This window comes from Ruegeria sp. AP7, assembly GCF_056539905.1.
The window spans coordinates 286,008-307,332 of the sequence record NZ_JBQFVT010000002.1; the positions used below are offsets into that span (position 1 = coordinate 286,008).

Sequence of the window (21,325 nt, forward strand, 5' to 3'; positions counted from 1 at the left end):
TAGCACGACCAACGGACCATTCGATGTCAAATCTTCAGTTTCTTGAAACAGCAGATCTAAGAAACGAAGGCGCGCAAGTGCAAATATCACTTCAGTGGATACAGCTGAAAATCCCCAAATAGCAGAGAGTGTCCAGTATCCGCAAAACCTTGTCCCGACGGCAAAAGACAGCAGACGGTGGTCCCACCTAATTCGATAACACAAGGCAACCGAAGTGGTTGCTTGGGTAGAACAAGGATGTAACCAATGAAAAACTCTACAAAGAAGTTCGTTATTGCTCCTATCTCAGGGGCAATTCTCATCACAATGGCAGCGACGGCTCAGGCTGACTACGTCGCGGACCAAGCCGTCAAAGGCGCGGTCGTTGGTGCCACCGTCGCTGCCATTGCTGGCGAGAACGTCGTTGGCGGGGCTGCTGCCGGCGCGGCAGTTGGCGCCGTGAGCGGCGCGATCAAGAAGGACAATTTCGAAGACGCGCAGGACCGCGCAGAGGAGCGCCGCGACGACCGAAATAGTCACAACGACTAGGAAAAAACTTATGCCGTCATGGCGGACCAAAGACTGCTTTACTGGCGGTATCTGGTGTCACACCGCTGCAGGCCCTTGTTTCGCGGCCAGAAAAAACAATCGAATCTGGATAAGTACTAATGAAATCTTCCGGTACATCAATTTGGTCAAGATTAGTCTTGTGCTTCCTCGCACCTCTTCTGCTGACTCTGGCCGTAGGATTGCCAACGCCTATTTTTGCGAACGAGCAATCAGTACCGGAAGCAAGTCCAACCTCAGAAATTGAGAAGGCAGAAGTGCCGTATCCTTCGGGGTTCGACGATCCCCGAGTCGAATTGGAGGAGTTTGAGCTTCAGCTAATACCATTGACCAAAGATGAGCTATCTTCTCTTGCTGTGCGCTGGCAAGAAATCGCGCGCGAGAAAACCAAAGCCGTGGTCGAGGCGACTATCGCGGCTGCAAACGAGGGTGATGGCACGTCAGAAGCCGACTTCGACCGCATCCTACATCTTTCTGAAGATCGCAATGAGGCATTCAAGCGATTTTCGGCGGTTGTTGAGAGTCTGGAAAAGAAGAATGGTGATGAAATGGAAGTGGGCACATACCGTGCTTACCGAAGTGCCATCATCGCAGATGAAACGCAGAGTTCCAGTTGGGAAGACTTGGGTAGAAAAGCTCTCACATGGGTAAGATCAACTGATGGTGGCGGCAAGTTTGCGATCAGCATGATCTCGCTTTCCGCGTCGTTATTTGCACTTTTTGTCGTGGCCAAAGCTATGTCGACCTTCTCGTTGCGTGTGTTTAGGCGGATGCGGGGCATGCCGAAGCTGATGCCCGCGTTTTTAGCAAGGGTAATCTATTGGCTTACCTTGGGGATTGGGTTCCTCGTGGTGCTTTCTTCATGGGGCGTCGACATCACGGCATTATTCGCAATCGTCGGAGGTGGCTCGTTTGTCCTCGCCTTTGCAATGCAAGAAACGCTTGGGAACCTTGCAGCTGGTGTAATGCTAATGATTAACAATCCGTTCGATGAAGGTGACTACGTTACAGCTGGAAACACTTCCGGAACGGTCAAGTCCGTTTCTATTGTTTCAACCACTGTCCTGACGCCAGACAATCAGGTCATTGTAATACCGAATTCCATGGTTTGGGGTGACGTGATATTGAATTCCACAGCCTCTGATAAACGTCGGGTCGATTTGGTTTTTGGTATCGATTACGGGGATGACCCTGATAAGGCAGCTGAGATCATTCTCGAAGTAGCAAAGGCAGACGGACGCGTTTTGGATGACCCGGAGCAGCCGTGGGTGCGCGTGACAAACCTAGGCGAAAGCTCTGTGGATCTTACCGCGCGGCTTTGGTGTAAATCCGAGGACTACTGGGAACTAAAATTCGCAATCACTAAAGCCGTCAAGTTGGCCTTTGATGCAAACGATGTTTCCATTCCCTATCCACATACTGTGGAGATTCAAAAAATGCATAGGCCAACATTTCACGCATTTCGCGATGTGCCTGAAGCAGGCTGAGTGCAGGCATTCATAACGGAACCAGAATTAGCCTCGGGTGCATGCAGCTGACGTGGTCAAATCAGGCGCCAAGGATTGCTTTGCGGAGAAAGCAGACATCATAGGGCATGTCGTTTTACAGGATGGACCCGCTAATTACGAATAACTGAGTCACCTAGCCACTCGACGGACGCCTGTTGGTGAGTTTTCCTCAAAGTTCACCATTAATCACCCCAGATGGGATTAATCATCTGGGCGTAATTCGTTGCCAAGAGTGCCGCGTCGGACCTGTCCATCTTTACGGTTTGTAGCTCGGTCATGTCGATGACCTCCTCTCCGGAAAAGAGTTTCATGACGTCCACGGAAAATGTCAGCGGTCTGTTTTCATCCCGTTCAACGGAAGTTGGCGCCACAAAGTCGAGATCCCGGCGATTTTCGTTAAAGCCGACATGGTAGACCAATGGCATTACAGCCCCGTCCATTTGGATGGCCCCCTCGACTAGAACAAATTTGTAGCCGATGTTCCAGTTCCAAGCCATGCGGTTATTGGGATCAAGGTCGCCTCGTACCTCGATAGACCCGTTTGCGGCTTCATCAATCCCAATGGACATCGAAATTCTTGATATCTGTCGCAAAGGCACTTTCGGTAGTACCACCTTGAATTGCGGCGTGCTGCGGTCAAACCTCAACAAATGGTAGCTGTTTTCTACGACGTGTACCTTGTCACCGTCAGCCAGAATGATGTTGGAGATGTAGACACGGAAATCACGAAGGCGGAACATCTCTGTTCCGCCGGGATTGGTGTAAGCGAAGGTGTCGAATTCAATCGGCTCACCATTTGCTTCGGCTACAAAAATCAGTTTCAGGGGCCTGGGTTTCGTTCGAAAATCAAAGGCAAAAACTATTATGGCTGCTAGGACTAAAGTGGAAACGGCGACGACGCTGAGTCTGTTTAGGCGTTTCATTGTGTCTCTTCCTCAAATGGGCTTGAAAACTTTGGCTCCGTCAGAAATGCCTCATCCGTCAAAGTGTGGAGAAACGCGATAATTGCATCGACTTCTTTGGGTGCGAGGCCGAGGCCGTGTGCAGCAATGGGATCTACGACGGTATTATCCGCTTCAAGGATCAAAGGGCTAAGTGTATCGCTAAACCGAATGCCGGAATTGTAATGCGTGAGCACCTCGCTAAGGGTCGCGAACCGGCCATCGTGCATGTAAGGCCCTGTAACCGCTATGTTTCGAAGTGTCGGCGTCTTGAACTTTCCCCGGTCCAAGATGTCGCCGGTCACCGCCTCAAGTCCGCGGCCCAGGTTCTGTTCGGCATCAAGGCCGTTGTTGATAAAGCCATCCCAGCCATCCGAAAACCCAGCTGTCACGAACTGACTGTGGCAGTCGATGCAGTTTCCGCCACGCAAAGAGACCTTAACGTCTGGATGCGCCATGAACAGTTTGCGCCCGTGCTCTTCTTGCGGCGAAAGACGCAGTTCGCCACGCAAATATCGATCGTATTTGGAATTCGCGGAAATCAACATTCGCATAAAGGTTGCCAGCGCGCGGGCGACGTTCTCTTCCGACACCTCGCCGTAGGCTTTCCAGAACATCTCGGGATATTCAGGCGCGCTTTTTAGCTCGCGGACAAGTTCGTCCAGCGGTTGCTGCATTTCATCCGGATTTATCAATGGCTGCAGTGCTTGGTGTTCCAGCGTCGGACTTCGACCGTCCCAGAAAAACCGGCGCGGTCCCCAAAGAAGATTGGCAAGGCTCATGCTGTTGAAGGCAAGCTCCTTTCCGCCATGCCCCAAAGCGACTGGTTGGCCATCCGTAAAGGCGCGCTCCTGTTGATGGCATGTTGCACAAGACATGCTGTTGTCGCCGGATAACATGGGATCATAAAACAACCGCCTGCCAAGCTGAAAAGCTTCTTCTGTCAGAGGGTTATCTTCCGGGATCGAAAAACGGCCAAACACAAATGGTGCTTTGAAATCTGCGATGGCTGTCGGCACAGGAGGAGATCGTGAGCTCCAAAACGCAGACAGTAATGCAATAAAGATCGCCAGGCAAAGCCCGGCGATCCCGAGTTTCATTTTGATGTTTCGGCGCTTTTTAGTGGTGGTGAACGAACCCTGCGCCAAAAAGTCCTTCGACATTGTCGACACCTTTTTTGTAGCGCTCACGGAAATTCACCGTGGCTAGCCGTTCGCCGGTGGCAAGGTCGTGGACGGTTATCGTGTGTGCGTTGAGGCCGGCGATAAAGTCCACATCTGTCGGGTCGTTTGCTTTCGCGTCGCCAAGATTGAGAAGATTGTTTTGGATGGCGATCACCTCACGTCCTGACTTCGTGGTGAAAAAGATCATGTGGTGCGCACCTGCATCGGCGACGATGTCTGGTCCTGACGAAACCAGCTTGGGCAGCTTTGAAAGATCATATCGTTTCACCACGCCCGGAAGCGCGTGACTGATAAACAACTCAGTGTCGTTGCCGTAGAATTCGAGTGGCACCGCGGTTCCGTTTTGGACACCGCTGTAGACCACTTCAGCAGGCCCGAAAGTTTTAGCTTCAGCGTCATACGGAATTGACCATGTTTCAAAGCCGAACATGGTATTTACCAGCACTGCCGGTTCGATGTCTTCGTGGATCGACGGTCGGGCAAACAACACTTCGACGGGCGAAGACGGGAAACCGACTGGCATCTCGCCTTGCACCTCAATCGTCTGGACCGGTTCGAGCGCGTTGAGGTCGATGATCGTTACCGTATTGCCAACACCGGTGGCGAGATCTGGGTGAACAGTGGAAGTTACAACCATCCTGTCGTCAAAGGCCGAGATGCCATGTGGATACAGGATGTAAGGCGCGTTTTCCCCAACTTCACTTTTCCGCGCCTCTATCACCTTGATGACCTCATTGGTCTGCGCGTCGAACACGCCAACCGTACCGCCATCGGCTTGGCCAAGGCCGCCCATGAAAGTGACAAACATGTACTCAGTTCCGTTTGACCGGGTCCACATGATGTCTTCGCCCACCATCTGGCCGGCAGTGTCGAGGCACTGAATGCCGGTCACTTCGGGCGCACCGGTTGAGTCACGCGCCAATCCGATCTCTGCAAGACTACATTTGGGATCTAGACCAGTGGAATAAAGCCGTCCGTTCGGGCTGTAGTAAAGATGGTGAAGCGGATGCTCGAGTTCCGGCTGCTCTACTTCACTGATAATTTTTCCAAAATCTTCGGACTCTGGATCCAATTCAACTATAGCCACGCTGTGGCTTGCGCTGAGCGTCGGTAGTGAGCGCAACAACACCATTGCGCGACTTTCTTCACGGACCTGAGCCTGAGAACTCGCCGTCAACACACCAACAATAAGCGCAGTGTTGCTTGCTGTCAGGGCGGCGAATTTCAACGAAAAATCAAACATAATTCCCCCCTCTGCAAAACATAAGCAGTACGAGCATCATTGCAGATCAGACGGTTCCAGTCGAGAATATCGTATTTGAGCGAGACGCGAGCATGTGTTGGCTATAAAATTGAGGGCAGAGTTCTCAGCGATTCCCACCGCCCAAATTTCCATTTTTTTGAATAGTCCTTAAAACCATTGGAACCTGATGCCGAAGTTGAGCAATAGGTGTTTGTAACGAAATGGCTATGACCACTTTGGGCTCGCTACGGACCTCGGATGCAACGCAGCAATTCATCCTGTTGTTTAGCCTTGCAGCGTGGGGACGGCCCTTTCCCACCGTTACTCACTTCATTCTGTTTCTCAGGTTGCAGCCTGCTTTCCTGTCGTTCACTGCAACGCCAAATATGCTGATGGATCGTCGCAATGAACTTGGACATCATGGACCTCTATCGCCAAATACTACGGCTAGACAAGGCTCAATGAAATCGCCCGACGCTTTAGCTGCACAAAGTGTGAAACGTCTCGGATTTTCGATTCTTGCGGCGGCGACACCCACCGAAAAAGGGCGGATTTGATTCCTGAACTTCGCCCGACTGCTACATATAGATCCTAAACTCTTTTGTTTTATTTACTCTTGCCAATCTAATGGAGGCGGCTGGTTCTAAAACACCCTCCCAGTTGGTATCAGATGGATTTATCTAACAATCCCCCAGCGAAGAGTGACCGGGAAGTCGCTGGCGATGCAGGGCCCGGTACGTTCATCCCCCGTCGGCCAGCATCCATCTGCCTTCCGGCCAGAAGGCGTGGAATGCAAAGGCGAACATGACATCATGGGCGATATCCTGTCCCGATGCGTTACGCACCCGGACGGAACCTACATCGCGCCCCTTGGCGATGCGCCCGGTGTCGAGCGCCGAGGCCTGCCCCGCGCGCCAGGAGAGCGTTATCCCGGCCTCAGAGATCTCGCCCTCTGCGCTCAGTCTCTCCAGAGTCCAGGCTTTGTCGCCGACGCGGACCAAGCGCGCCAGTGGGCTGATACCATGGGGCGGGTTATCACCGGAATAGAGAAAAGGCCGCGACAGGGTGTCGTAGCCGCGATAAGGGTTGCGCCCATAGTCGCGATTATAGGCCGGTTCGTTCATCACCAGCCCATCCGGGTTACGGTTGCTGAACTCCTCCCAACTTTCCATCCAAGTGGGCAGGGTCTTCAGTTCGGTGCCTGTCAGATCGCCGACGATGGCACGGCCGATGGCCTGCTGCCACCAGCTTTCAGTTTCGCGGTCATACATCACCATGTCGGAATGGCGCAGCTTGCCTGAAACGCCGAATGTGAGTGTGCCCGAAGCGGTGCGCCGATCGAAGCTCATGCCGGAATTGCACAATGGGCAATAGGTGACGGCCACCGGGATTCCGCCGACCCTGTCATTCACAATCTCGTGCCATATCAGATAGCGTATTGGATAGGCTCGAGGCTCGGCCCCGTCGATCTCAAGCGTGATCACCGGCTCGCGTTTGCCCAGCCTCGTTTCGTCAGAGGTGCGCAAGAAATTTGGATCATTGATCGCGGGGATTCCGTCCTTGGGCGGGCCGCCGGACTGAATCTCGGACCAATCCGTGACCGCACTGCGGCTGAAATTGGTCTGCGGCCACTCAAGTTCCCAGCGTTCGGGGCTGGCGAGCGCTGTACCGGCGACGAAGAGAAAGGCGAACAGGACAAGACGGCGCATTGGCATCTCCGGGCGGAGGATGCGCAATCCTGACGGCTGGACATCTGTCTGCATAGGGCTGACACAAGAATGTGAATAGAATTCATACCTCCGGTATCAGGTTGCTGCCTCGGGGCTTAGGTAATCCAAGGTGGAGGCGAGGGCCGGGATTCCGGCTATGGCCTGCCCCACATGGTTCACTGTACCCCGAAACAGGCAAAGCTCCAGCAACGCAAGGCCCGACCAGGTCGCAAAAACTACGCTGCACATCCGTACCGTGGGCCATGTTTGGAATTACCACCTCCGCTTCGTAGTAGCTGATTTATTCGATTTTGAGCCCTGACTAGGACGCGGCTTTCGAAACAAGCAAGAAGGATGCCCTCCAATCCCCATGGCGGTACCGACCTCAAGTAAGTCAACGTCGAGAGAAAACTTGGAAAAGCCAGCCCTTAGCTGCCCTTGACCCGGCCACCTGATGCGGCTTTTCGGCCCGTCCGAGGAGACATTTGTCGCGAGTGCAAATCCTAACCCACCCGAACTCGTGGATTGCATGATTTTTGCCTGTCGTCGTATTGAGAACAGACACGTATTTGGCGACATCTCTAAATGAAAAGATGACCTCTGCTGAACCCATATCTCAATCTGCGGATCGCACCCTTGTTGGCGTTGCGCTGATGCTGGGGTTTTGCCTTACTGCTCCTTTGCTGGATGTGTCTGCGAAACTCGCGTCGACCAGTGTGCCGGTTGGGCAAATCACAGCTGCTCGGTTTGTGGTGCAATGCGCGCTAATGGCGCCTTTCATCTGGATAATGGGACTGTCGTTGCGCGTGGCGAAAGGTCAGTTGATGGTGCTGGTTTTCCGCTCATTGCTGCTGGTGTTCGCAACATTTTGCTTCATTGCCGCGATCCGGGTGATGCCCCTTGCCGACGCGCTGGCAATCGTGTTCGTTGCCCCTTTCATCGTCTTGTTGGTCGGCAAGTTCTATCTTGGTGAAGACGTCGGCCCGCGTCGCGTTAGCGCGGCGCTTGTGGGGTTTGTTGGGGTGTTGTTCGTTATCCAGCCCAGTTTCGCAGCTTTCGGCGTGGTTGCCACTATTCCGCTTGGCACGGCGGTTGCCTTCGCTTTCTACATTCTTGTGACCCGGGGGTTGTCGCGTCGGGTGCGCCCTGTGACCCTGCAATTCCACACTGGCCTGATCGCCAGCCTGTTTTGCATTCCAAATCTAATTGTTGCGCAAGGTTCCGGCTCTGATTTGTTTGATACCTTTTGGTCGACAGACATCGCGTTGTTGTGGCTATTGGGCGCTGGCTTTTTCGCGACGGTGAGCCACATGATGATGACCTATGCGCTGTCTTTTGCGCCTTCCGTCACGCTGGCACCGCTGCAGTATTTTGAGCTGCCGGTCGCGACCTTGTTCGGCTATCTTGTCTTCAACGACTTCCCGAACACGCTTAGCCTGCTTGGCATTGCGATCATTATCAGTGCGGGGCTGTATATGATACATCGCGAAAGGGTAGCGGCCAGACAGTTGGCCACCGTACGTGCCGTACCTCCAATCTAAGGCTACACGCCCGGCCCATTGCCGCCATTGTCCGAGGATTAGCGATGCTGCAGTGCGGCCCGCCAAAGCCGTCATTCGCAGCGACTGCAAACTCGGGGCTTTTGCGAACTCACAGTCCGCGGACGAATCCGTCGTTCGACGTCAATCGCCCAAGGTCGGGAACGCGTAGAAAGCGGATTTTGCGAAGACTGAGCGAACGTCCCTTATCTCACTTTCTGATATCGAACTCGACTCCGCGCTGGTGATTTGGGTGTCGACCTGAGTACCGGCGCCATCAGAGTCTATTTTGACCTTGGCACTGCTACCCGCTGTTATGCATCACCCTATCGTGCTGGGCTTACCCAGCCTTGTTTTCGTAACTCGCGTAGCACGGCTTCTGCGTTCTCGACATCTTTGTGGATGCTTTTGAGCATTGTACCTATTGGCGCATCCGGCCACGCACGCTCAAGTTCAGCCAGTTTGGCTTTAGCCGCATAATCTTGCCCCATGGCTGACAACGCTGCCGTTACATAAGCTAGTGAAGGAGCGCTGAGTGGATCGCCAAGTTGCTTAGCCTCCTCAAAGCGCTCTACGGTCTTTTCATATTCATCAAGATGAAAGTAAGTCGCGCCCGAGATATTTCTGTTAGCAAATCGTTGGTTACTGGAACCTAGCAGAGAGAGTCTGTCAGCCGTTGCAATTGCTTCCTCGAATTCGCCCGAGAACATCGCCACAGCACCAAGAAAGTCGAGTACCGCACCATCATTTGGATCAAGTTTTGATGCGCGTCTACTGAGTTGCAGCGCGGCGTCATAGTCGCGATTGGCGAAAAAGGCCCAGCTTTTAGCAGACTGGCTCCAGGCTTGGTCTGGGGCTAGGCTAACCGCTTGTTTCGCCAGCTTCATGGCGGCATCAGCATATTCGGTCTTGGCGTCAGACGGCGGAGTTATCACCGCAAGGGACGCGAGTGCCTGCGCAGCACCAGCATACCCACCGAAATATTCTGGATCGATCTCAATCACGCCTTCGAATACGGACAGAACCAGTAGCTGGCGTTGTCGGTCGAAGATCGGAAATATCATTGTCCGCGCTTGTTCCGCCAAATTGAATGCTTGTAATGCAGCTGGGGATTTTTCGTAAATTGCCACGCGCTGCATGTACGCGTTCGAGTCATTTACAGCTATGCCACCCACTTCGGCAGAAGCAGTTTCCTGTCCATCTTGGGCAAGACCGACTGCGACCAACGCACCAATGACGGCCCCAATGGTGAACGCCCCTATGGGCAGTCCAAAGCGTTTGGCTTTTGTTGAGATTGATACCGCACTGGTTTCTGAGACAGTTTCGAACCGCGGCCTATATCCACCGCTATCGATACACAGTCGTACCGGATCATCTTTTCCGATACCCTCGTAATGCAGTTCCAAGAACTGACGAAGCCGCCGTGCATCGACGCGAACGATGTTTTCCGGATCAGTCCCCTCTGAAGTATCGCGGTCATATACATCTTGAGCGATAGTCTTGCTTCGAATTTGATCTCCCCGACCAGCGAGCTCTTCCTCGACGATGTACGTCAGGAACGCCTGAAGCCTATCGGATCCATCCAGATGAGCGTCGGCAAGCAACCTGCCGAGGGCAGCGCGCTTCTGACCGCCCGAGATGTTTTCAAATTGTCGTACCACATTCGTATTTTTGCATTTAATGGCCCGTGAGTCACCCTGTATTCACCGTGAGTCACTTACGTGAATATCTCTTAAACCATAACCTTGTAACCAAAACAGCGAGCCGGAGCGCGAAACTCCGCAGTGCCAGCTTGCCAATCTATTAAGCGACTGGAGGATTACACATGGCCCAACGTATGAACTACAGAAGACTTAGCAAGCACTTCGCAATTGGTGTGATATTTGGCGCTTGGGCTGTTTCTCCTCAAGCGATTACTGATGCGTTAATAGATGTAGTCGCTCCTTCGGCAGCATACGCGCAGGAAACGGAGGAAGTTTCTCCGACAATGGTGCGTGATCGTCCACGCGATGTGTACTACCCCAATACTGAAGATCTCGCCGAAGACGAGATGCGGGTCATCGCGTGTGGAACTGGAATGCCTACAACGCGAGCTGCTCAGGCTGCTGCGTGTTTCCTTGTGGAACTGGGCAACGGAGACAAGTTCTTGTTCGACATTGGCTCCGGCTCGGCAGAGCGGATTTCATCAATGCAGATCCCATACAACTACCTCGACAAGGTGTTCATTGGGCATCTGCACACCGACCATTTCGGCGACTTGATCGACTTGTATGTTGGCGGGATGATTATGGGAAGAAATGTTCCGCTGCGTATTTGGGGGCCCAGCGGGCCTACCCCAGAACTTGGAACTGCGGCGGCGATGGACGCGATGCAAAAAATGCTGTTGTGGGATATTACTGGTCGCGTTGGCCAGACCGACACCAGAGGTATTGTGATTGAGGTCAATGAGTTCGACTACATGGCTGAAAACCAAGTTGTGTACGAGGAGAACGGGGTCGTAATTCGCTCTTTCCCTGCAATTCACTCGATAGACGGCCCAGTAAGCTATGCTCTTGAATGGAACGACCTGAAGTTCGTCTTCAGTTCGGACACCTATCCCAACAAGTGGTTTGACGAGTACGCTAGGGACGCTGACTTCGTGATCCATGAGTGCTTTATTGCAGTGCCTAGCCTAGTTGAAAAAATGGGCTTCACCCCCGAGGCCGCGTTGCAAGTAGGTACGCAAATCCACACGGCGCCAGAGGCTTTCGGCAAGATCATGAGCTCGATCCAACCCCGCCATGCGGTCGCCTATCATTTCTTCAAGGATCACGACACAACCGCTGAGGTCTATGATCGTATTCGATCCACCTACGATGGACCGCTGAGCCTCGCCGAAGACTACATGGTTTGGAACGTCACGAAAGACGACATCAAGGAGCGGCTCGCCATAGTAGATCACCATACTTGGTCACCGCCCTTGGCATCGCCCGCAATTGCCCCGAAGCTAGAAGAAGATCGCGCAGCCTTTTCTGAAGTTAGTGGCGTTCCCATAGAAGCAATGAACTACTCTGAGTTTATTGCGGAAGGGACTTGGGACGTGGACGATGTACTGCGCCCAATCTATGAGGAAGCTTCAGAAGTACTGGGTAAAGAATTTACCTATCCGGCTGACAACTAATATCAAATTTGACCGGCGCGACTTTAACATGCGCCGGTTCTTTCAATTCTGATCGGAGCTCTCTATGCGATATACCTCATTGATTTCTCGCTATTTGGTCTGTGTTGGTTGGTTGCTTGTCGCGATATCTCATGCCGCCAACGCCCAGTCTCTTGCACGTTCTGAAGATGATGAAGGTGGTTGGCGGCACTCGATCACCCCTTATCTGTTCCTTCCGCTCAGCACTACGGGCACATCAACTATAGATGGAACAAGCGTCGATCTGGACCTGAGTCTGAGCGAAGTACTGGACGTGCTACAGGGCGCAGCTTCGGTACGTTACGAAGGCTGGAACGGCGACTTCGGGATCATCTCGGAAGTGTACTATGTAAGGCTTGGCGAAGACGGAACCCTGCCAGGCGGACGAGTAGACGTCGATGTTGATGTCCGGCAGACCTTTGTAAATGTTCAGGGAGCCTACCGATTTGCGAACGGGGTCAATGCTTCGGGTCGACGCTATGCAGCTGACGCTGCAATTGGCGTTCAGTGGAACCGCCTTAAACAAGAGATCGACCTTTCGGGCCCCGGCCCAGGTATGACGTTGGGTGGGACAGAGGAATGGTTCGAACCAATGATTGCACTTCGCTACATCATGGAAATCAACGACAAATGGAGTTTCGCTAGCCGTGCCGAACTGAGTGGGTTCGGCGTGAATGGCGACGACCTGCAATACCTGCTTCTGGCTGGGTTCGACTGGAAAGGCTGGGAGAACACGTCCCTGCGGTTTGGCTATCAGTTCTATGGAATTGATTACTCCACTGACCGCTCGGGCGGGGAGTTTGCCTATGATGTTGACCAGAATGGTATCTATGCTGCCGTCGCGTTTCATTTCTAAGGTCGGCGATTGCAGCAAGACATGGGTTTGGGTGGGCGCGGCGCTCGCAAGTTGGGCGATTGGCGCCAACCAATCGATTGCTGACCTCGTGTCCCCCTACGGCGGAGAAACCGCCCCAAACTTTGTTGAGCTTTCGGTACAGCCTGATCATGTTCGCGTTATCCTTGAGGTCGATTTGGGCGACTATCCCATTTTCGTCATTCCAGATGATGGTTCAGGTGCGTCGCTGGCTGAGCGTACGGGGCAAAACCTTCAAGTCTGGGCAGATGAAGAGGAACTGACCAGCACAACGAATACGATTGATGTGCGCCCTAGAATTACCCGGCAAACAGCAGCGAGCGCTCAGTATCGAACGCGACCGCGCAGCGAAAATGTCGTTTACGTGGATATGGAGTTTCCGTTCAATGGCAAGCCTGAACGGATCACGTTCATACCCCCGCTAAATTCAGACGGGATTCCCTTGGCTTCACTTGGCGTTGTGGCCGAGCATATGGGTGTTCCGGTGACAGACTATCGTTACCTTTCTCAGGCTGAGACCATGCGTCCAGATTGGAACGATCCGTGGTTTACAAATTTTGAAAACCCAAATCTCACCCGTCACCACAAGTCCCCTATGATGTCGTTCCTGGCCATGGAGCCGCGTGTCGTCCGGCACGAGATCATATTGCGTTTGAAAGATTTCGAATCTTGGGCCGATCTGGGCTTGGGAGGCGCAGAGCGATTAACTCCAGATGATGTCGCCAGGATCAAGTCTGGCGTATCGGACTTTCTTGCGACTAGAAACCCGCTCGCCGTAGACGGCAAGCCGATGAAACCGGAAACGGTACAGGTCTCACGTATCGAAGTTGGGGCCGAAGGCTTGCGTGTTCTTCCGGATGAGGCGGAGGCAAACCGAAAGACGCTGTTACTGGGCGTTGTCCTTTCTTATCCGGTTGAGACCTTGCCGAACCGAGTCGATCTGGCATGGGAACTTTTTCCAGATGGTCTGGATATTATTCCGATCACCATCTCCGATCCGGCAGGGGCAGTCCCCTCGCAGATTTATGAATCCGATCCAGTTGTAAGTTGGAATAATCACTTGAAAACTTGGACAAACCCAAAGACGAGCCCGGTTGTCGTCAAAGTCGCGGGTGTAACACAGGTGCCCTCGTTTGCGTTCGGCTTAGGTTTCCTGTGTTTGATATGCGCCTATTACTCGTTGCAGCGTGCAAATAGTCAGCGTCTGATCTTGCTTGGCCTAACCGGGGCATTCGGTGCCGCTGCGATTGTCACGTATTGGCTGAACAACCCGTCGACAGCGCCCGAGCCGGATGAGATCGTGACGCGTCAAATCATAGAAGGGCTAGTGACCAACATCGGAACTACGATGCTTGAGACGCGAGAGGATAATGCCTTAGGTGCGATGGAGCCATATGTCGAAGCAATTAATCGCGACAAGGTTCAAGCAGAAATGCGTCGTGGCTTGTCAGTTACCTTGCCCTCTGGTGCTATGGCTCGCGTCGAAGCGATTTCAGACCTGAATGTCGAGAGCTTCACGCCTGGCGAAGACAGAAATCAGCATCAGGCCCTCGCCAATTGGACTGCCCGTGTAAGCGGAGGTCATTGGGGGCATCTACATAGGCAAGCGGTTTCTTATCGTGGCTTGCTAGATGTTTCGCGGCATGGCGACCATTGGATGCTTGATGACCTGACGATTATTAGCGCCAAAACAGGAGGGTAATTCAGTGGCTATCGTGAGGTTGTTTTATACAACGTTCCTGTTTGCCATGATCTTTTTGTGTTCAGGCAGAGCAGAGGCGCATTTCAATCTAAACCAGAATGTCCGCATCCATCATGTTGCCCATTCGGAAGATGGCCTAGATGTCTATTTGCGCCTTCCGATGCCTTATTTGGTTGCAGAACTCGTCGGTCCCGAAGGTACGGACGGTTTGCCCGCACCGGCTCCGTACACTTACAATCTGATCGAAGATGGCGTGCTTATGCACTACTTGGATCAGACCGCATTTCACAAAGACCCAACCGGCTTGGCTCGTATTGCTGAAAACAGCTTTGAGCTATCTATCGACGGTGACCGACAAACATCAGAAATCGTCTCGATAAGACTACATCCGTTGGGGCAAGAGCCAGGGTTTGCTACGCTCAATGAGGCACGCTCGGCACTTGCGCCAAGAGATGTTTTTCCAACAACCGAGGAGATTTATGTTGGCGAGGTGATGGTTGACGTACATCTGCGCTTTCTTACGGGAGAGGTTGGAGCATACAGTTTATCCTACACTTCTGATCCGGGACTTCCTGAACAAGAAGAAACGGCGAACCTGATCCTCGACTATAACGGGCAGGATGTTCGGACATTTCGTGCGCGGGGCCTGATGCATACCCCGGTCGAAGTTTCCGGATCTGCAACCGCAGCCGCTTCGACCTTCTTTGTCGAAGGTATTCGGCATATTTTGGAAGGTCCCGATCACGTTCTGTTTGTGCTTTGCATGATCATCGGTGCATTGAACTTACACAGCCTATTAGCCCGCGTCACAGGGTTTACATTGGGCCACACGATAACACTGATTTTGGGGTTTTTTGGCTTCGCGCCGAGCGGAGCGTGGTTCATCCCAACTGTCGAACTGGCAATAGCACTTTCAATTATCTACGCTGCTGCGATGGCGGTTTGGCCACCAGAGAAAGGACATGGCGACCTGAAGGCTTTTGCCATCACGTCCGGGATTGGGTTGCTGCACGGGTTTGGTTTCTCCTTCATGTTGCATCAAATTCTACGAGTTGATGCACCAAACGTTTGGCACAGCTTGCTGGCCTTCAATGTTGGAGTAGAGGCTGGACAAGTCATAATCGTTCTATTGGTCTGGCCCCTGGTGTTGTTGCTGCGTAAACAACCAGGCCGTATCTGGGTTAGCTCTCGCGCTGCCGTTGCCGCGTGCGCAAGTCTGGTCGCGATGGTTTGGGTAGTTGAACGGGCAGAGTTTTTTCTCTGATACCTGTTCTGTGAAATTTGTGCTAGTTTGCGCAAACAAGCCGACCTTCAATTAGATTTGTTGAACGTCAGTTTTGTCCCGCTAATCCGCCTCTCGCAATCTTGACCTGAATGTCTGGAATATGCGGTTCGCGACGTACTGCACATGCGATAGATCGAAGGTTGGCCGACCGCGGCAATGGGCTCTTTCCAACGATTTTGGTTCAGTTGTAGCGCGCAATCAAAACGATCTGATGTTTGACAGCAACTAATCTCAGCTTGGCATCTGATTTTTATAGTGGAAAGTATGTTTGACTTGGGGTGCCATCCGATGTCGATCGTTCACCTCGTTTCTGGTCCAACTGTGACGGTTGGGTCAGGTTCTTGTGACGTTCAACAAGTACTGTGGAACGTCAGTGATACTTGGCTCAATCGACATCCAAAACCTCAACAAATCGGCCGATCACGTCATCCATTTCTGACCCAGAGCGAGCAGAACCCCCTCATCGGCACTGCTAACGATAGTCGCCGAACCAGCATGCCAAATAGCCCATTCCCGGGCTTTAAACACAAACGCTTTAGTAAGGCGCCTTGGACAGCGTCATCAAAAACGCAACTAAGTCTGCAATCTCTTGCTCAGAAAAATTCAATTGCGAGAGAATGGCTTCACCGTCGGCGTGCAGCCTTTCCGTATCAATCTTACTGTAATGCCGGATCACTGCGTTCAGATCACTTAGGCTGCCGTCATGCATGTACGGAGCAGTTTCAGCCACTCCGCGCAGGCTGGGCGTGCGGAAGGTTCCAAAATCAGCGTGGCTCCGGCGTACATTTCGAACGGCCCAAGCACCTTGCTTGTCTGGATCGTCATTCCAGACGCCGTCCAGTGTATAGGGGCTTGAGAGCAAAAAGTTCAACCCACCAAACCGACCTTCGTCAACCTCGGTTTGATTCAGAAAATATGGTACACCGGCATCGTGGAACTCATTGTTGGAAAACCTCGGGCCGTTGTGGCAAAACACGCAATTCCCGCGCCCTAAAAACAGCTGAAGACCTCGCTGGGCTGCTTCGGGGTAGTACGCGGCCGCTGCAAAATCTTGATCCTCCAAGGCATCGCGAAAATCGTCGAACTGAGTCCGGTCGGTAACTAAAGTTTCCAAGTAAGCCGAAAGGACTTTTGCAGTGTTTACCAGAACATGTTCTGGACCTTGATCCTGGATATCGCCAAATATTGCTTCAAAGTCATCAATGTAAGCACTTTCTGAGATTGCTGTTTTCAGACCTTCGGGACTATGCGCCATCTCATGCTCTTCGATGATCGGATGCAGGCTTGCCGCCCAAAAATTGTCGCTCTTTCCACCCCACCCATACCAACGGAGTCCGGCAAGGTTCCGTAGTGATGGTGTATTTCGATTTAACAGAACACGGCCGTGCGCTCGGGCTTCCGGCGTTGTAAAGGCCTGTTCAGGATCATGACAACTGGAGCACGAAAATGCACCGTCGACCGACAACACCGGATCGTTGAAAATAGCCTGTCCGAGCTGGATCGATCGGGTGTCTTTGGAAACCCTATTGCTTGGGTCCGACTGGAAGGATGGTGGCCACGGTCCAAAAGTCAGCGTTTGTTCAATTTCGTCAGCAGACAGCAAGACTTCGGCACGCACTGCGCCGGTCAGGACCATTAGCGCCGCTGTCATCCACAGCTTCATTTCAACGCAATTTTTGACGTGTAGAAAATTGATTGATCATTGATGTCGACATCAACCTGCAGCTCCCACAAACCCGGCATGTGAAACAGCATATCATCAACGCGGAACGTTCTACCGTCCAACGCGGTAACCTTGGGGGTATAGTTCATACCATGTTGATGAGCGGGCATGATTGCATCCACGCGCATTTGGCCCACGGCAGTTTCACTACAAACTGAAACCAGCAAGGAAAACGGTTGAGCCAATGGAATTTCATCAACAGACAGATAAACCTCGGGTGCGTTTTGAACTTCCGAATTCATACGTTGCCCAGTTACGTCACAAGCAAAAGCCGCGCTGGACCAAATCAGAAACCAGACAGCGCAGCGGATCATTCTGATGCCAGCAAACGATCGGCATTGGCATAGGCGATGTTGTCCGCAATCTGGTCCGGCAGCAAATCCAACCATTCACGCGAAGAATCGGCATGAGGTCCTACGTAATACCAACGTTCCGGCGCAAATGTATCCGTACCGACCATGAAACGATCCGGATGGGCTTCGAAAGCCGCCTTCCAATCCGGGTCGATACGGCCTCGCGAGGCCATGTCCGAACGAAATGCCAAGTCGGCCCAAAGCCTTGGATAGGTGTCCAGCGCGTCAACAACACTCGCCGGATCATCAAAGCCAGAGTGCGCCCACAAGACCCGAGCCTCCGGCCAGGTTTCGAAGATCAGGTCAACTGCCTCTCGATCACCATGGTGATGCAGGATGAGGTTCCGCTCTTTGGCTAGTGCAATCATACGTTGGATGACCGGCGTTTTGATATCTTCGCCGTAAGCGTGAAACTCACCGATGGCTTCGTAGTCGTTCCTGGCCAGGTTTTCTTCAAGATAGTCGATTACAGTTTCATCGTGCATCCAGGTGTTGATTTCACCGCGACGCCGGTAAGGGCGCAGTGCCGGAACAACAATGTCCGGTGCCGCGGCCAACAACAGCTGAGTACCGTTGTCATCAGAGCTGGAGACCAGGGCTTTACGAACGCCCGCATCTCGAAGGATTTTAGCCGCCTGTTCGGGAGGAACCAGTTTGACGGCATCGTGGCTGTAATGAATATGCGCGTCAAAGATCGGGCGCTCTTCTGCGATAGCACTACTGCAAATCAGCGCGGCACCAAATATGAAGATATGTTTCAGCACCTAAAGCCTCCTCAATATCGTTCAGACTTTGGCCAGCTTCACATCGAACTTCACGTGCAAGAAAGGTTCAGTGATCTTACCAGAAATCTCCATGCCATCAGGAAATTCTGAAACTGGCCTTTCAACATAGGTCATCACCAGATCATCCCGAACACCAAACACTGTATCCTGATCCAAATAAGGATCGTCGTCGGGGAATATCTCAGTGACCAAAGAACGATAGCCAGGAGCTTTGACGATATAGTGCAGGTGCGAAGGTCGCCAGGGATGGCGGCCGCAGGCGCGCAGGATATCCCCGACAGGCCCATCTGACGGCACCGTGTATTCAACTGGCTTGACGGTCGTGAATGCATACTTACCGTCGTCGCCGGTAGTCATCAGGCCGTGAAAAGAATAGGTGTCCTGTTCTTCGTCCTGGCTTGCATACATTCCATTCGGTGCGGTTTGCCAGATGTCCAGCTCTGCACCGGAAATCGGATTACCATCTGTATCCCGGATCACGCCTTCAGCAAGCAGCACAGGTCCACCGTAGTGGCGCTTCATATCCCCGCCGAATGGCAAAGGCGGCGCGCCAGAGACATGGAAAGGGCCAAGCACGGATGAGCTTGTTGCATCAGAACTTGAATGCAACATGTCCACCAATGACGAAAGGCCCAGAACATCCGAGGCGAGCACGAATTCATGCCTGTCCTCAGTTTCCACCGAAGCGCAGCCCTCCAGAAACGCAATCCCAGCCCGCCATTCGTCATGCGTCAGTTTGGTTTCTCGGGCGAAATCGTGGAGGTGTTTGACCAGAGACCCCATGATTTCTCTCATCCGCGGATCGGTGTCCTTGGACAGGTATCCCATGAACACGTCGGTGATATTGTCTTTGGTGACAGAGCGCATCTGGGCCTCCTTAAATCAGGGCAAGGCTGAGGATCGGAAACTCGATCAGAATAAACAGAACGATTAGCATCACGAACGCAAAGGGAAGTGCGCCCATGAACACATCCTTGAGCGATATTCGGTCATCGTTGATCGTCGATTTGATGACGAAGCAAGATATGCCCAAAGGCGGGGTCAAAAGTCCGATTTCAGCGCCGACAACAGTGATAATGCCAAACCAGATCAACGACATATCCAGTGCTTCGGCCATAGGCAGAAACAGCGGGACAACGATCAGAATGATGGACGCCGTATCGAGTAATGTTCCCAGAAAAAGCATCAAGAGGACGTAGAGCAGCATGATCGACCAAAAGGACGCTGAATTCCCCGCAAGCAAGTCCTGCAACTGATTGGGCAGCCCGGCCAGTCCCAGCATGCGGCTGTAAATCGAAGCTGCCGTAATCAGGAACAAAATCGCCGCTGTAATGTGACCGGTTTCCAGCAACGCGTCCCAGAACGCTCTTGGTGTCATTGACTTGCGCACGACTGCGATAACGAGCGCAACCAGTGCCCCGGCGGCCCCCGCCTCGACAGCGGTTAGCCATCCTGTGTAAATGCCACCGAGCACTACCGTGATAATGAACAATGTGGGCAGGGTCTTAGATGCGATCTCGCGCCCGGACATCCATTCGGTGTCTTCGACGACCCGGCCGCCCATAAATGCTGGTGTGAAGCGGCCCATCAACCAGATCGCGCCCACATAGGCTATCGCCAGCATGATACCGGGTATTACTCCCGCCAAAAACATGTCCCCTACGGACTGTTCGGCGACAAAGGAATAGATGATCAGCATCGCTGAGGGCGGAATAATCATCCCCAAAACCGACGACCCGGCCACAACCCCAACCGCAAAACGTGGATTATATGCCTGCGCCATCATCTGCGGGACCGAGACCTTTGTGAACACTGATGCGGACGCAATGGACGACCCGGTAACGGCCGCAAACACGGCATTTGCTCCGACGGTCGCCATTCCGATACCGCCTTTGACCTTGCGGAACCGCATGGTCATGACTTCGTAAATGTCCCTGCCTAGTCCCGCTTTTGAAACGATGAGCCCCATAAAGGTAAACAACGGGATGGTCGCGAAACTGTATTCCATCGCGCTGTCGCCCACCGCAACCTTCAGCAGATTGAGCGCAAGCGTGAAGTTATCCCGCATCAGCCAGATCGACACGAAGGAGACCACGCCCAAAGCAATCGGAATGTAGACGCCTGCGTAGATCAAAAAGACGATGGCAACGACCGAGATCAGGCCAATCTCAATCGGCGTCATTCTGCGGCCTCGTCATGTTCAGGGGTGCGGACAAGCTGCGGGCGGTCCTGCGCCGTGACGACCTTAAGCAGGAAGATCACGCAGGCAAGCGCAGTACCGCACGCGATGACCAGTTTGACCGGCCACCATGGCAATGTGAAAAGACCGGGTACTCCGAAGTAGTCCTGTGTCTCCCACATATGAAGAAATTCTGGGAAGGTTACATACGCAATCAAAGCCATAAAGATTGCAGATATGGCGTTGATGATGCGCCTCAGGCTGGCTGTCAGACCCGGGCGGCGATGGTGCAGCAGGTTCAGGAACCCGTCTGAGCGCGTCAGCCGATCCACTCTGACGACGTCGGCCAACTGCAAGAAAACGATCATCACGACCGAAAACTGGACCATCTCGTAGGTCCCGCGCAGAGGGGCTGAAAACAGGCCACGCGCGATGACGTCAATATTCAGAATGACCACCAACGCAAGGACAACGATAGTACCCAAAGCGTTGGCAGCGATTGCAAGCGAATTGGCGACCCGAGACAAGCCAGCAACTGCGGTCTTCAGCATGAAAGGCCCCTTTCGTGGATCGCCAG

20 protein-coding genes are annotated in these 21,325 nt (G+C 53.0%); 8 read left to right on the plus strand and 12 right to left on the minus strand.

All coding sequences use genetic code 11. The features are described from left to right. Window positions 1-246 precede the first annotated feature (246 nt). Together ACR0KN_RS06275 and ACR0KN_RS06280 are read left to right on the plus strand one after the other, a co-directional pair. A complete protein-coding gene (locus ACR0KN_RS06275) occupies window positions 247-528 on the plus strand; it encodes a glycine zipper domain-containing protein (protein ID WP_170475532.1) in 282 nt (93 codons plus the stop codon). Between the two features lie 119 nt (window positions 529-647). Next, a complete protein-coding gene (locus ACR0KN_RS06280) occupies window positions 648-2,033 on the plus strand; it encodes a mechanosensitive ion channel family protein (RefSeq protein ID WP_480652209.1) in 1,386 nt (461 codons plus the stop codon). Window positions 2,034-2,236: 203 nt separating this feature from the next. On the opposite strand, the gene ACR0KN_RS06285 is transcribed toward ACR0KN_RS06280, so the two are convergent. From ACR0KN_RS06285 to ACR0KN_RS06295, 3 genes are read right to left on the minus strand one after another with little or no spacing between them, the layout of a single operon-like run. Further along, window positions 2,237-2,977 carry an MbnP family protein gene (locus ACR0KN_RS06285; protein WP_480652211.1) on the minus strand — a complete coding sequence of 247 codons (741 nt, stop codon included), beginning with the start codon at window positions 2,975-2,977 and terminating at the stop codon, window positions 2,237-2,239. Further along, window positions 2,974-4,158 carry a cytochrome-c peroxidase gene (locus tag ACR0KN_RS06290; RefSeq protein ID WP_480652213.1) on the minus strand — a complete coding sequence of 395 codons (1,185 nt, stop codon included), beginning with the start codon at window positions 4,156-4,158 and terminating at the stop codon, window positions 2,974-2,976. The genes ACR0KN_RS06285 and ACR0KN_RS06290 overlap by 4 nt, the downstream gene beginning before the upstream one ends. Then, on the minus strand, window positions 4,115-5,422 hold the full coding sequence (locus ACR0KN_RS06295) for a hypothetical protein (protein WP_319545631.1): 1,308 nt from the start codon (window positions 5,420-5,422) through the stop codon (window positions 4,115-4,117). Before ACR0KN_RS06295 ends, ACR0KN_RS06290 begins: the two co-directional genes overlap by 44 nt. 227 nt (window positions 5,423-5,649) lie before the next feature. Here ACR0KN_RS06295 and ACR0KN_RS06300 point away from each other — a divergent pair, with 227 nt between their 5' ends. Then, on the plus strand, window positions 5,650-5,979 hold the full coding sequence (locus ACR0KN_RS06300; protein ID WP_480652215.1) for a hypothetical protein: 330 nt from the start codon (window positions 5,650-5,652) through the stop codon (window positions 5,977-5,979). 183 nt (window positions 5,980-6,162) lie between these two features. On the opposite strand, the gene ACR0KN_RS06305 is transcribed toward ACR0KN_RS06300, so the two are convergent. Both ACR0KN_RS06305 and ACR0KN_RS06310 read right to left on the minus strand, forming a co-directional pair. Continuing rightward, window positions 6,163-7,131 (minus strand): DUF3179 domain-containing protein, encoded by a 969-nt coding sequence (locus ACR0KN_RS06305; protein WP_480652217.1) that lies wholly within the window; start codon window positions 7,129-7,131, stop codon window positions 6,163-6,165. A gap of 96 nt (window positions 7,132-7,227) precedes the next feature. Further along, a complete protein-coding gene (locus ACR0KN_RS06310) occupies window positions 7,228-7,380 on the minus strand; it encodes a hypothetical protein (protein WP_480652219.1) in 153 nt (50 codons plus the stop codon). Window positions 7,381-7,724: 344 nt separating this feature from the next. Between ACR0KN_RS06310 and ACR0KN_RS06315 the strand changes: the two genes are divergently transcribed. Beyond that, entirely contained in the window at window positions 7,725-8,672 is a 948-nt protein-coding gene (locus ACR0KN_RS06315; RefSeq protein ID WP_480652221.1) for a DMT family transporter, read from the plus strand. Between the two features lie 323 nt (window positions 8,673-8,995). Here the strand turns inward: ACR0KN_RS06315 and ACR0KN_RS06320 are convergent, their stop codons facing one another. Then, entirely contained in the window at window positions 8,996-10,330 is a 1,335-nt protein-coding gene (locus ACR0KN_RS06320; RefSeq protein ID WP_480652223.1) for a tetratricopeptide repeat protein, read from the minus strand. 164 nt (window positions 10,331-10,494) lie between these two features. Here ACR0KN_RS06320 and gntH point away from each other — a divergent pair, with 164 nt between their 5' ends. From gntH to ACR0KN_RS06340, 4 genes are all read left to right on the plus strand, one after another. After that, complete coding sequence (gene gntH, locus ACR0KN_RS06325) at window positions 10,495-11,829, plus strand: guanitoxin biosynthesis MBL fold metallo-hydrolase GntH (protein WP_480652225.1); 1,335 nt, start codon at window positions 10,495-10,497, stop codon at window positions 11,827-11,829. A 64-nt stretch (window positions 11,830-11,893) separates the two neighbouring features. Further along, window positions 11,894-12,703 (plus strand): hypothetical protein, encoded by an 810-nt coding sequence (locus tag ACR0KN_RS06330; protein ID WP_480610116.1) that lies wholly within the window; start codon window positions 11,894-11,896, stop codon window positions 12,701-12,703. Continuing rightward, window positions 12,654-14,423: a hypothetical protein gene (locus ACR0KN_RS06335; RefSeq protein ID WP_480652227.1), complete on the plus strand. Its 1,770-nt coding sequence runs from the start codon at window positions 12,654-12,656 to the stop codon at window positions 14,421-14,423. The genes ACR0KN_RS06330 and ACR0KN_RS06335 overlap by 50 nt, the downstream gene beginning before the upstream one ends. Before the next feature lie 4 nt (window positions 14,424-14,427). Beyond that, entirely contained in the window at window positions 14,428-15,687 is a 1,260-nt protein-coding gene (locus tag ACR0KN_RS06340; protein ID WP_480652229.1) for a HupE/UreJ family protein, read from the plus strand. Between the two features lie 556 nt (window positions 15,688-16,243). On the opposite strand, the gene ACR0KN_RS06345 is transcribed toward ACR0KN_RS06340, so the two are convergent. Genes ACR0KN_RS06345 through ACR0KN_RS06370 form a run of 6 tightly spaced genes read right to left on the minus strand, consistent with a single transcriptional unit; the run spans window position 16,244 to window position 21,299 of the window. Then, window positions 16,244-17,371, minus strand: coding sequence for a cytochrome-c peroxidase (locus tag ACR0KN_RS06345; RefSeq protein ID WP_480652231.1), 1,128 nt, complete (start codon window positions 17,369-17,371; stop codon window positions 16,244-16,246). Beyond that, window positions 17,368-17,745, minus strand: coding sequence for a hypothetical protein (locus ACR0KN_RS06350; protein WP_170475509.1), 378 nt, complete (start codon window positions 17,743-17,745; stop codon window positions 17,368-17,370). Before ACR0KN_RS06350 ends, ACR0KN_RS06345 begins: the two co-directional genes overlap by 4 nt. Further along, window positions 17,742-18,548 carry an amidohydrolase family protein gene (locus ACR0KN_RS06355; RefSeq protein WP_480652233.1) on the minus strand — a complete coding sequence of 269 codons (807 nt, stop codon included), beginning with the start codon at window positions 18,546-18,548 and terminating at the stop codon, window positions 17,742-17,744. Before ACR0KN_RS06355 ends, ACR0KN_RS06350 begins: the two co-directional genes overlap by 4 nt. Before the next feature lie 21 nt (window positions 18,549-18,569). Then, the gene (locus tag ACR0KN_RS06360) at window positions 18,570-19,436 is read right to left on the minus strand and encodes a dioxygenase family protein (RefSeq protein WP_480652235.1); all 867 of its coding nucleotides are present in this window, start codon (window positions 19,434-19,436) and stop codon (window positions 18,570-18,572) included. A 10-nt stretch (window positions 19,437-19,446) separates the two neighbouring features. Further along, window positions 19,447-20,751 carry a TRAP transporter large permease gene (locus tag ACR0KN_RS06365; RefSeq protein ID WP_480652237.1) on the minus strand — a complete coding sequence of 435 codons (1,305 nt, stop codon included), beginning with the start codon at window positions 20,749-20,751 and terminating at the stop codon, window positions 19,447-19,449. After that, window positions 20,748-21,299: a TRAP transporter small permease subunit gene (locus ACR0KN_RS06370; RefSeq protein ID WP_480610125.1), complete on the minus strand. Its 552-nt coding sequence runs from the start codon at window positions 21,297-21,299 to the stop codon at window positions 20,748-20,750. Before ACR0KN_RS06370 ends, ACR0KN_RS06365 begins: the two co-directional genes overlap by 4 nt. Between the last annotated feature and the right edge of the window lie 26 nt (window positions 21,300-21,325).

Excerpts from the sequence above, each read along its gene's own strand:
- ACR0KN_RS06360 (WP_480652235.1), bottom strand. The coding sequence starts at position 19,436 with ATGCGCTCTGTCACCAAAGACAATATCACCGACGTGTTCATGGGATAC.
- ACR0KN_RS06290 (WP_480652213.1), bottom strand. The coding sequence starts at position 4,158 with ATGTCGAAGGACTTTTTGGCGCAGGGTTCGTTCACCACCACTAAAAAG.
- ACR0KN_RS06365 (WP_480652237.1), bottom strand. The coding sequence starts at position 20,751 with ATGACGCCGATTGAGATTGGCCTGATCTCGGTCGTTGCCATCGTCTTT.
- ACR0KN_RS06310 (WP_480652219.1), bottom strand. The coding sequence starts at position 7,380 with ATGTGCAGCGTAGTTTTTGCGACCTGGTCGGGCCTTGCGTTGCTGGAG.
- ACR0KN_RS06370 (WP_480610125.1), bottom strand. The coding sequence starts at position 21,299 with ATGCTGAAGACCGCAGTTGCTGGCTTGTCTCGGGTCGCCAATTCGCTT.
- ACR0KN_RS06295 (WP_319545631.1), bottom strand. The coding sequence starts at position 5,422 with ATGTTTGATTTTTCGTTGAAATTCGCCGCCCTGACAGCAAGCAACACT.
- ACR0KN_RS06275 (WP_170475532.1), top strand. The coding sequence starts at position 247 with ATGAAAAACTCTACAAAGAAGTTCGTTATTGCTCCTATCTCAGGGGCA.
- gntH (WP_480652225.1), top strand. The coding sequence starts at position 10,495 with ATGGCCCAACGTATGAACTACAGAAGACTTAGCAAGCACTTCGCAATT.
- ACR0KN_RS06280 (WP_480652209.1), top strand. The coding sequence starts at position 648 with ATGAAATCTTCCGGTACATCAATTTGGTCAAGATTAGTCTTGTGCTTC.
- ACR0KN_RS06350 (WP_170475509.1), bottom strand. The coding sequence starts at position 17,745 with ATGATCCGCTGCGCTGTCTGGTTTCTGATTTGGTCCAGCGCGGCTTTT.
- ACR0KN_RS06345 (WP_480652231.1), bottom strand. The coding sequence starts at position 17,371 with ATGAAGCTGTGGATGACAGCGGCGCTAATGGTCCTGACCGGCGCAGTG.
- ACR0KN_RS06305 (WP_480652217.1), bottom strand. The coding sequence starts at position 7,131 with ATGCGCCGTCTTGTCCTGTTCGCCTTTCTCTTCGTCGCCGGTACAGCG.
- ACR0KN_RS06335 (WP_480652227.1), top strand. The coding sequence starts at position 12,654 with ATGATGTTGACCAGAATGGTATCTATGCTGCCGTCGCGTTTCATTTCT.
- ACR0KN_RS06330 (WP_480610116.1), top strand. The coding sequence starts at position 11,894 with ATGCGATATACCTCATTGATTTCTCGCTATTTGGTCTGTGTTGGTTGG.
- ACR0KN_RS06300 (WP_480652215.1), top strand. The coding sequence starts at position 5,650 with ATGACCACTTTGGGCTCGCTACGGACCTCGGATGCAACGCAGCAATTC.
- ACR0KN_RS06315 (WP_480652221.1), top strand. The coding sequence starts at position 7,725 with ATGACCTCTGCTGAACCCATATCTCAATCTGCGGATCGCACCCTTGTT.
- ACR0KN_RS06285 (WP_480652211.1), bottom strand. The coding sequence starts at position 2,977 with ATGAAACGCCTAAACAGACTCAGCGTCGTCGCCGTTTCCACTTTAGTC.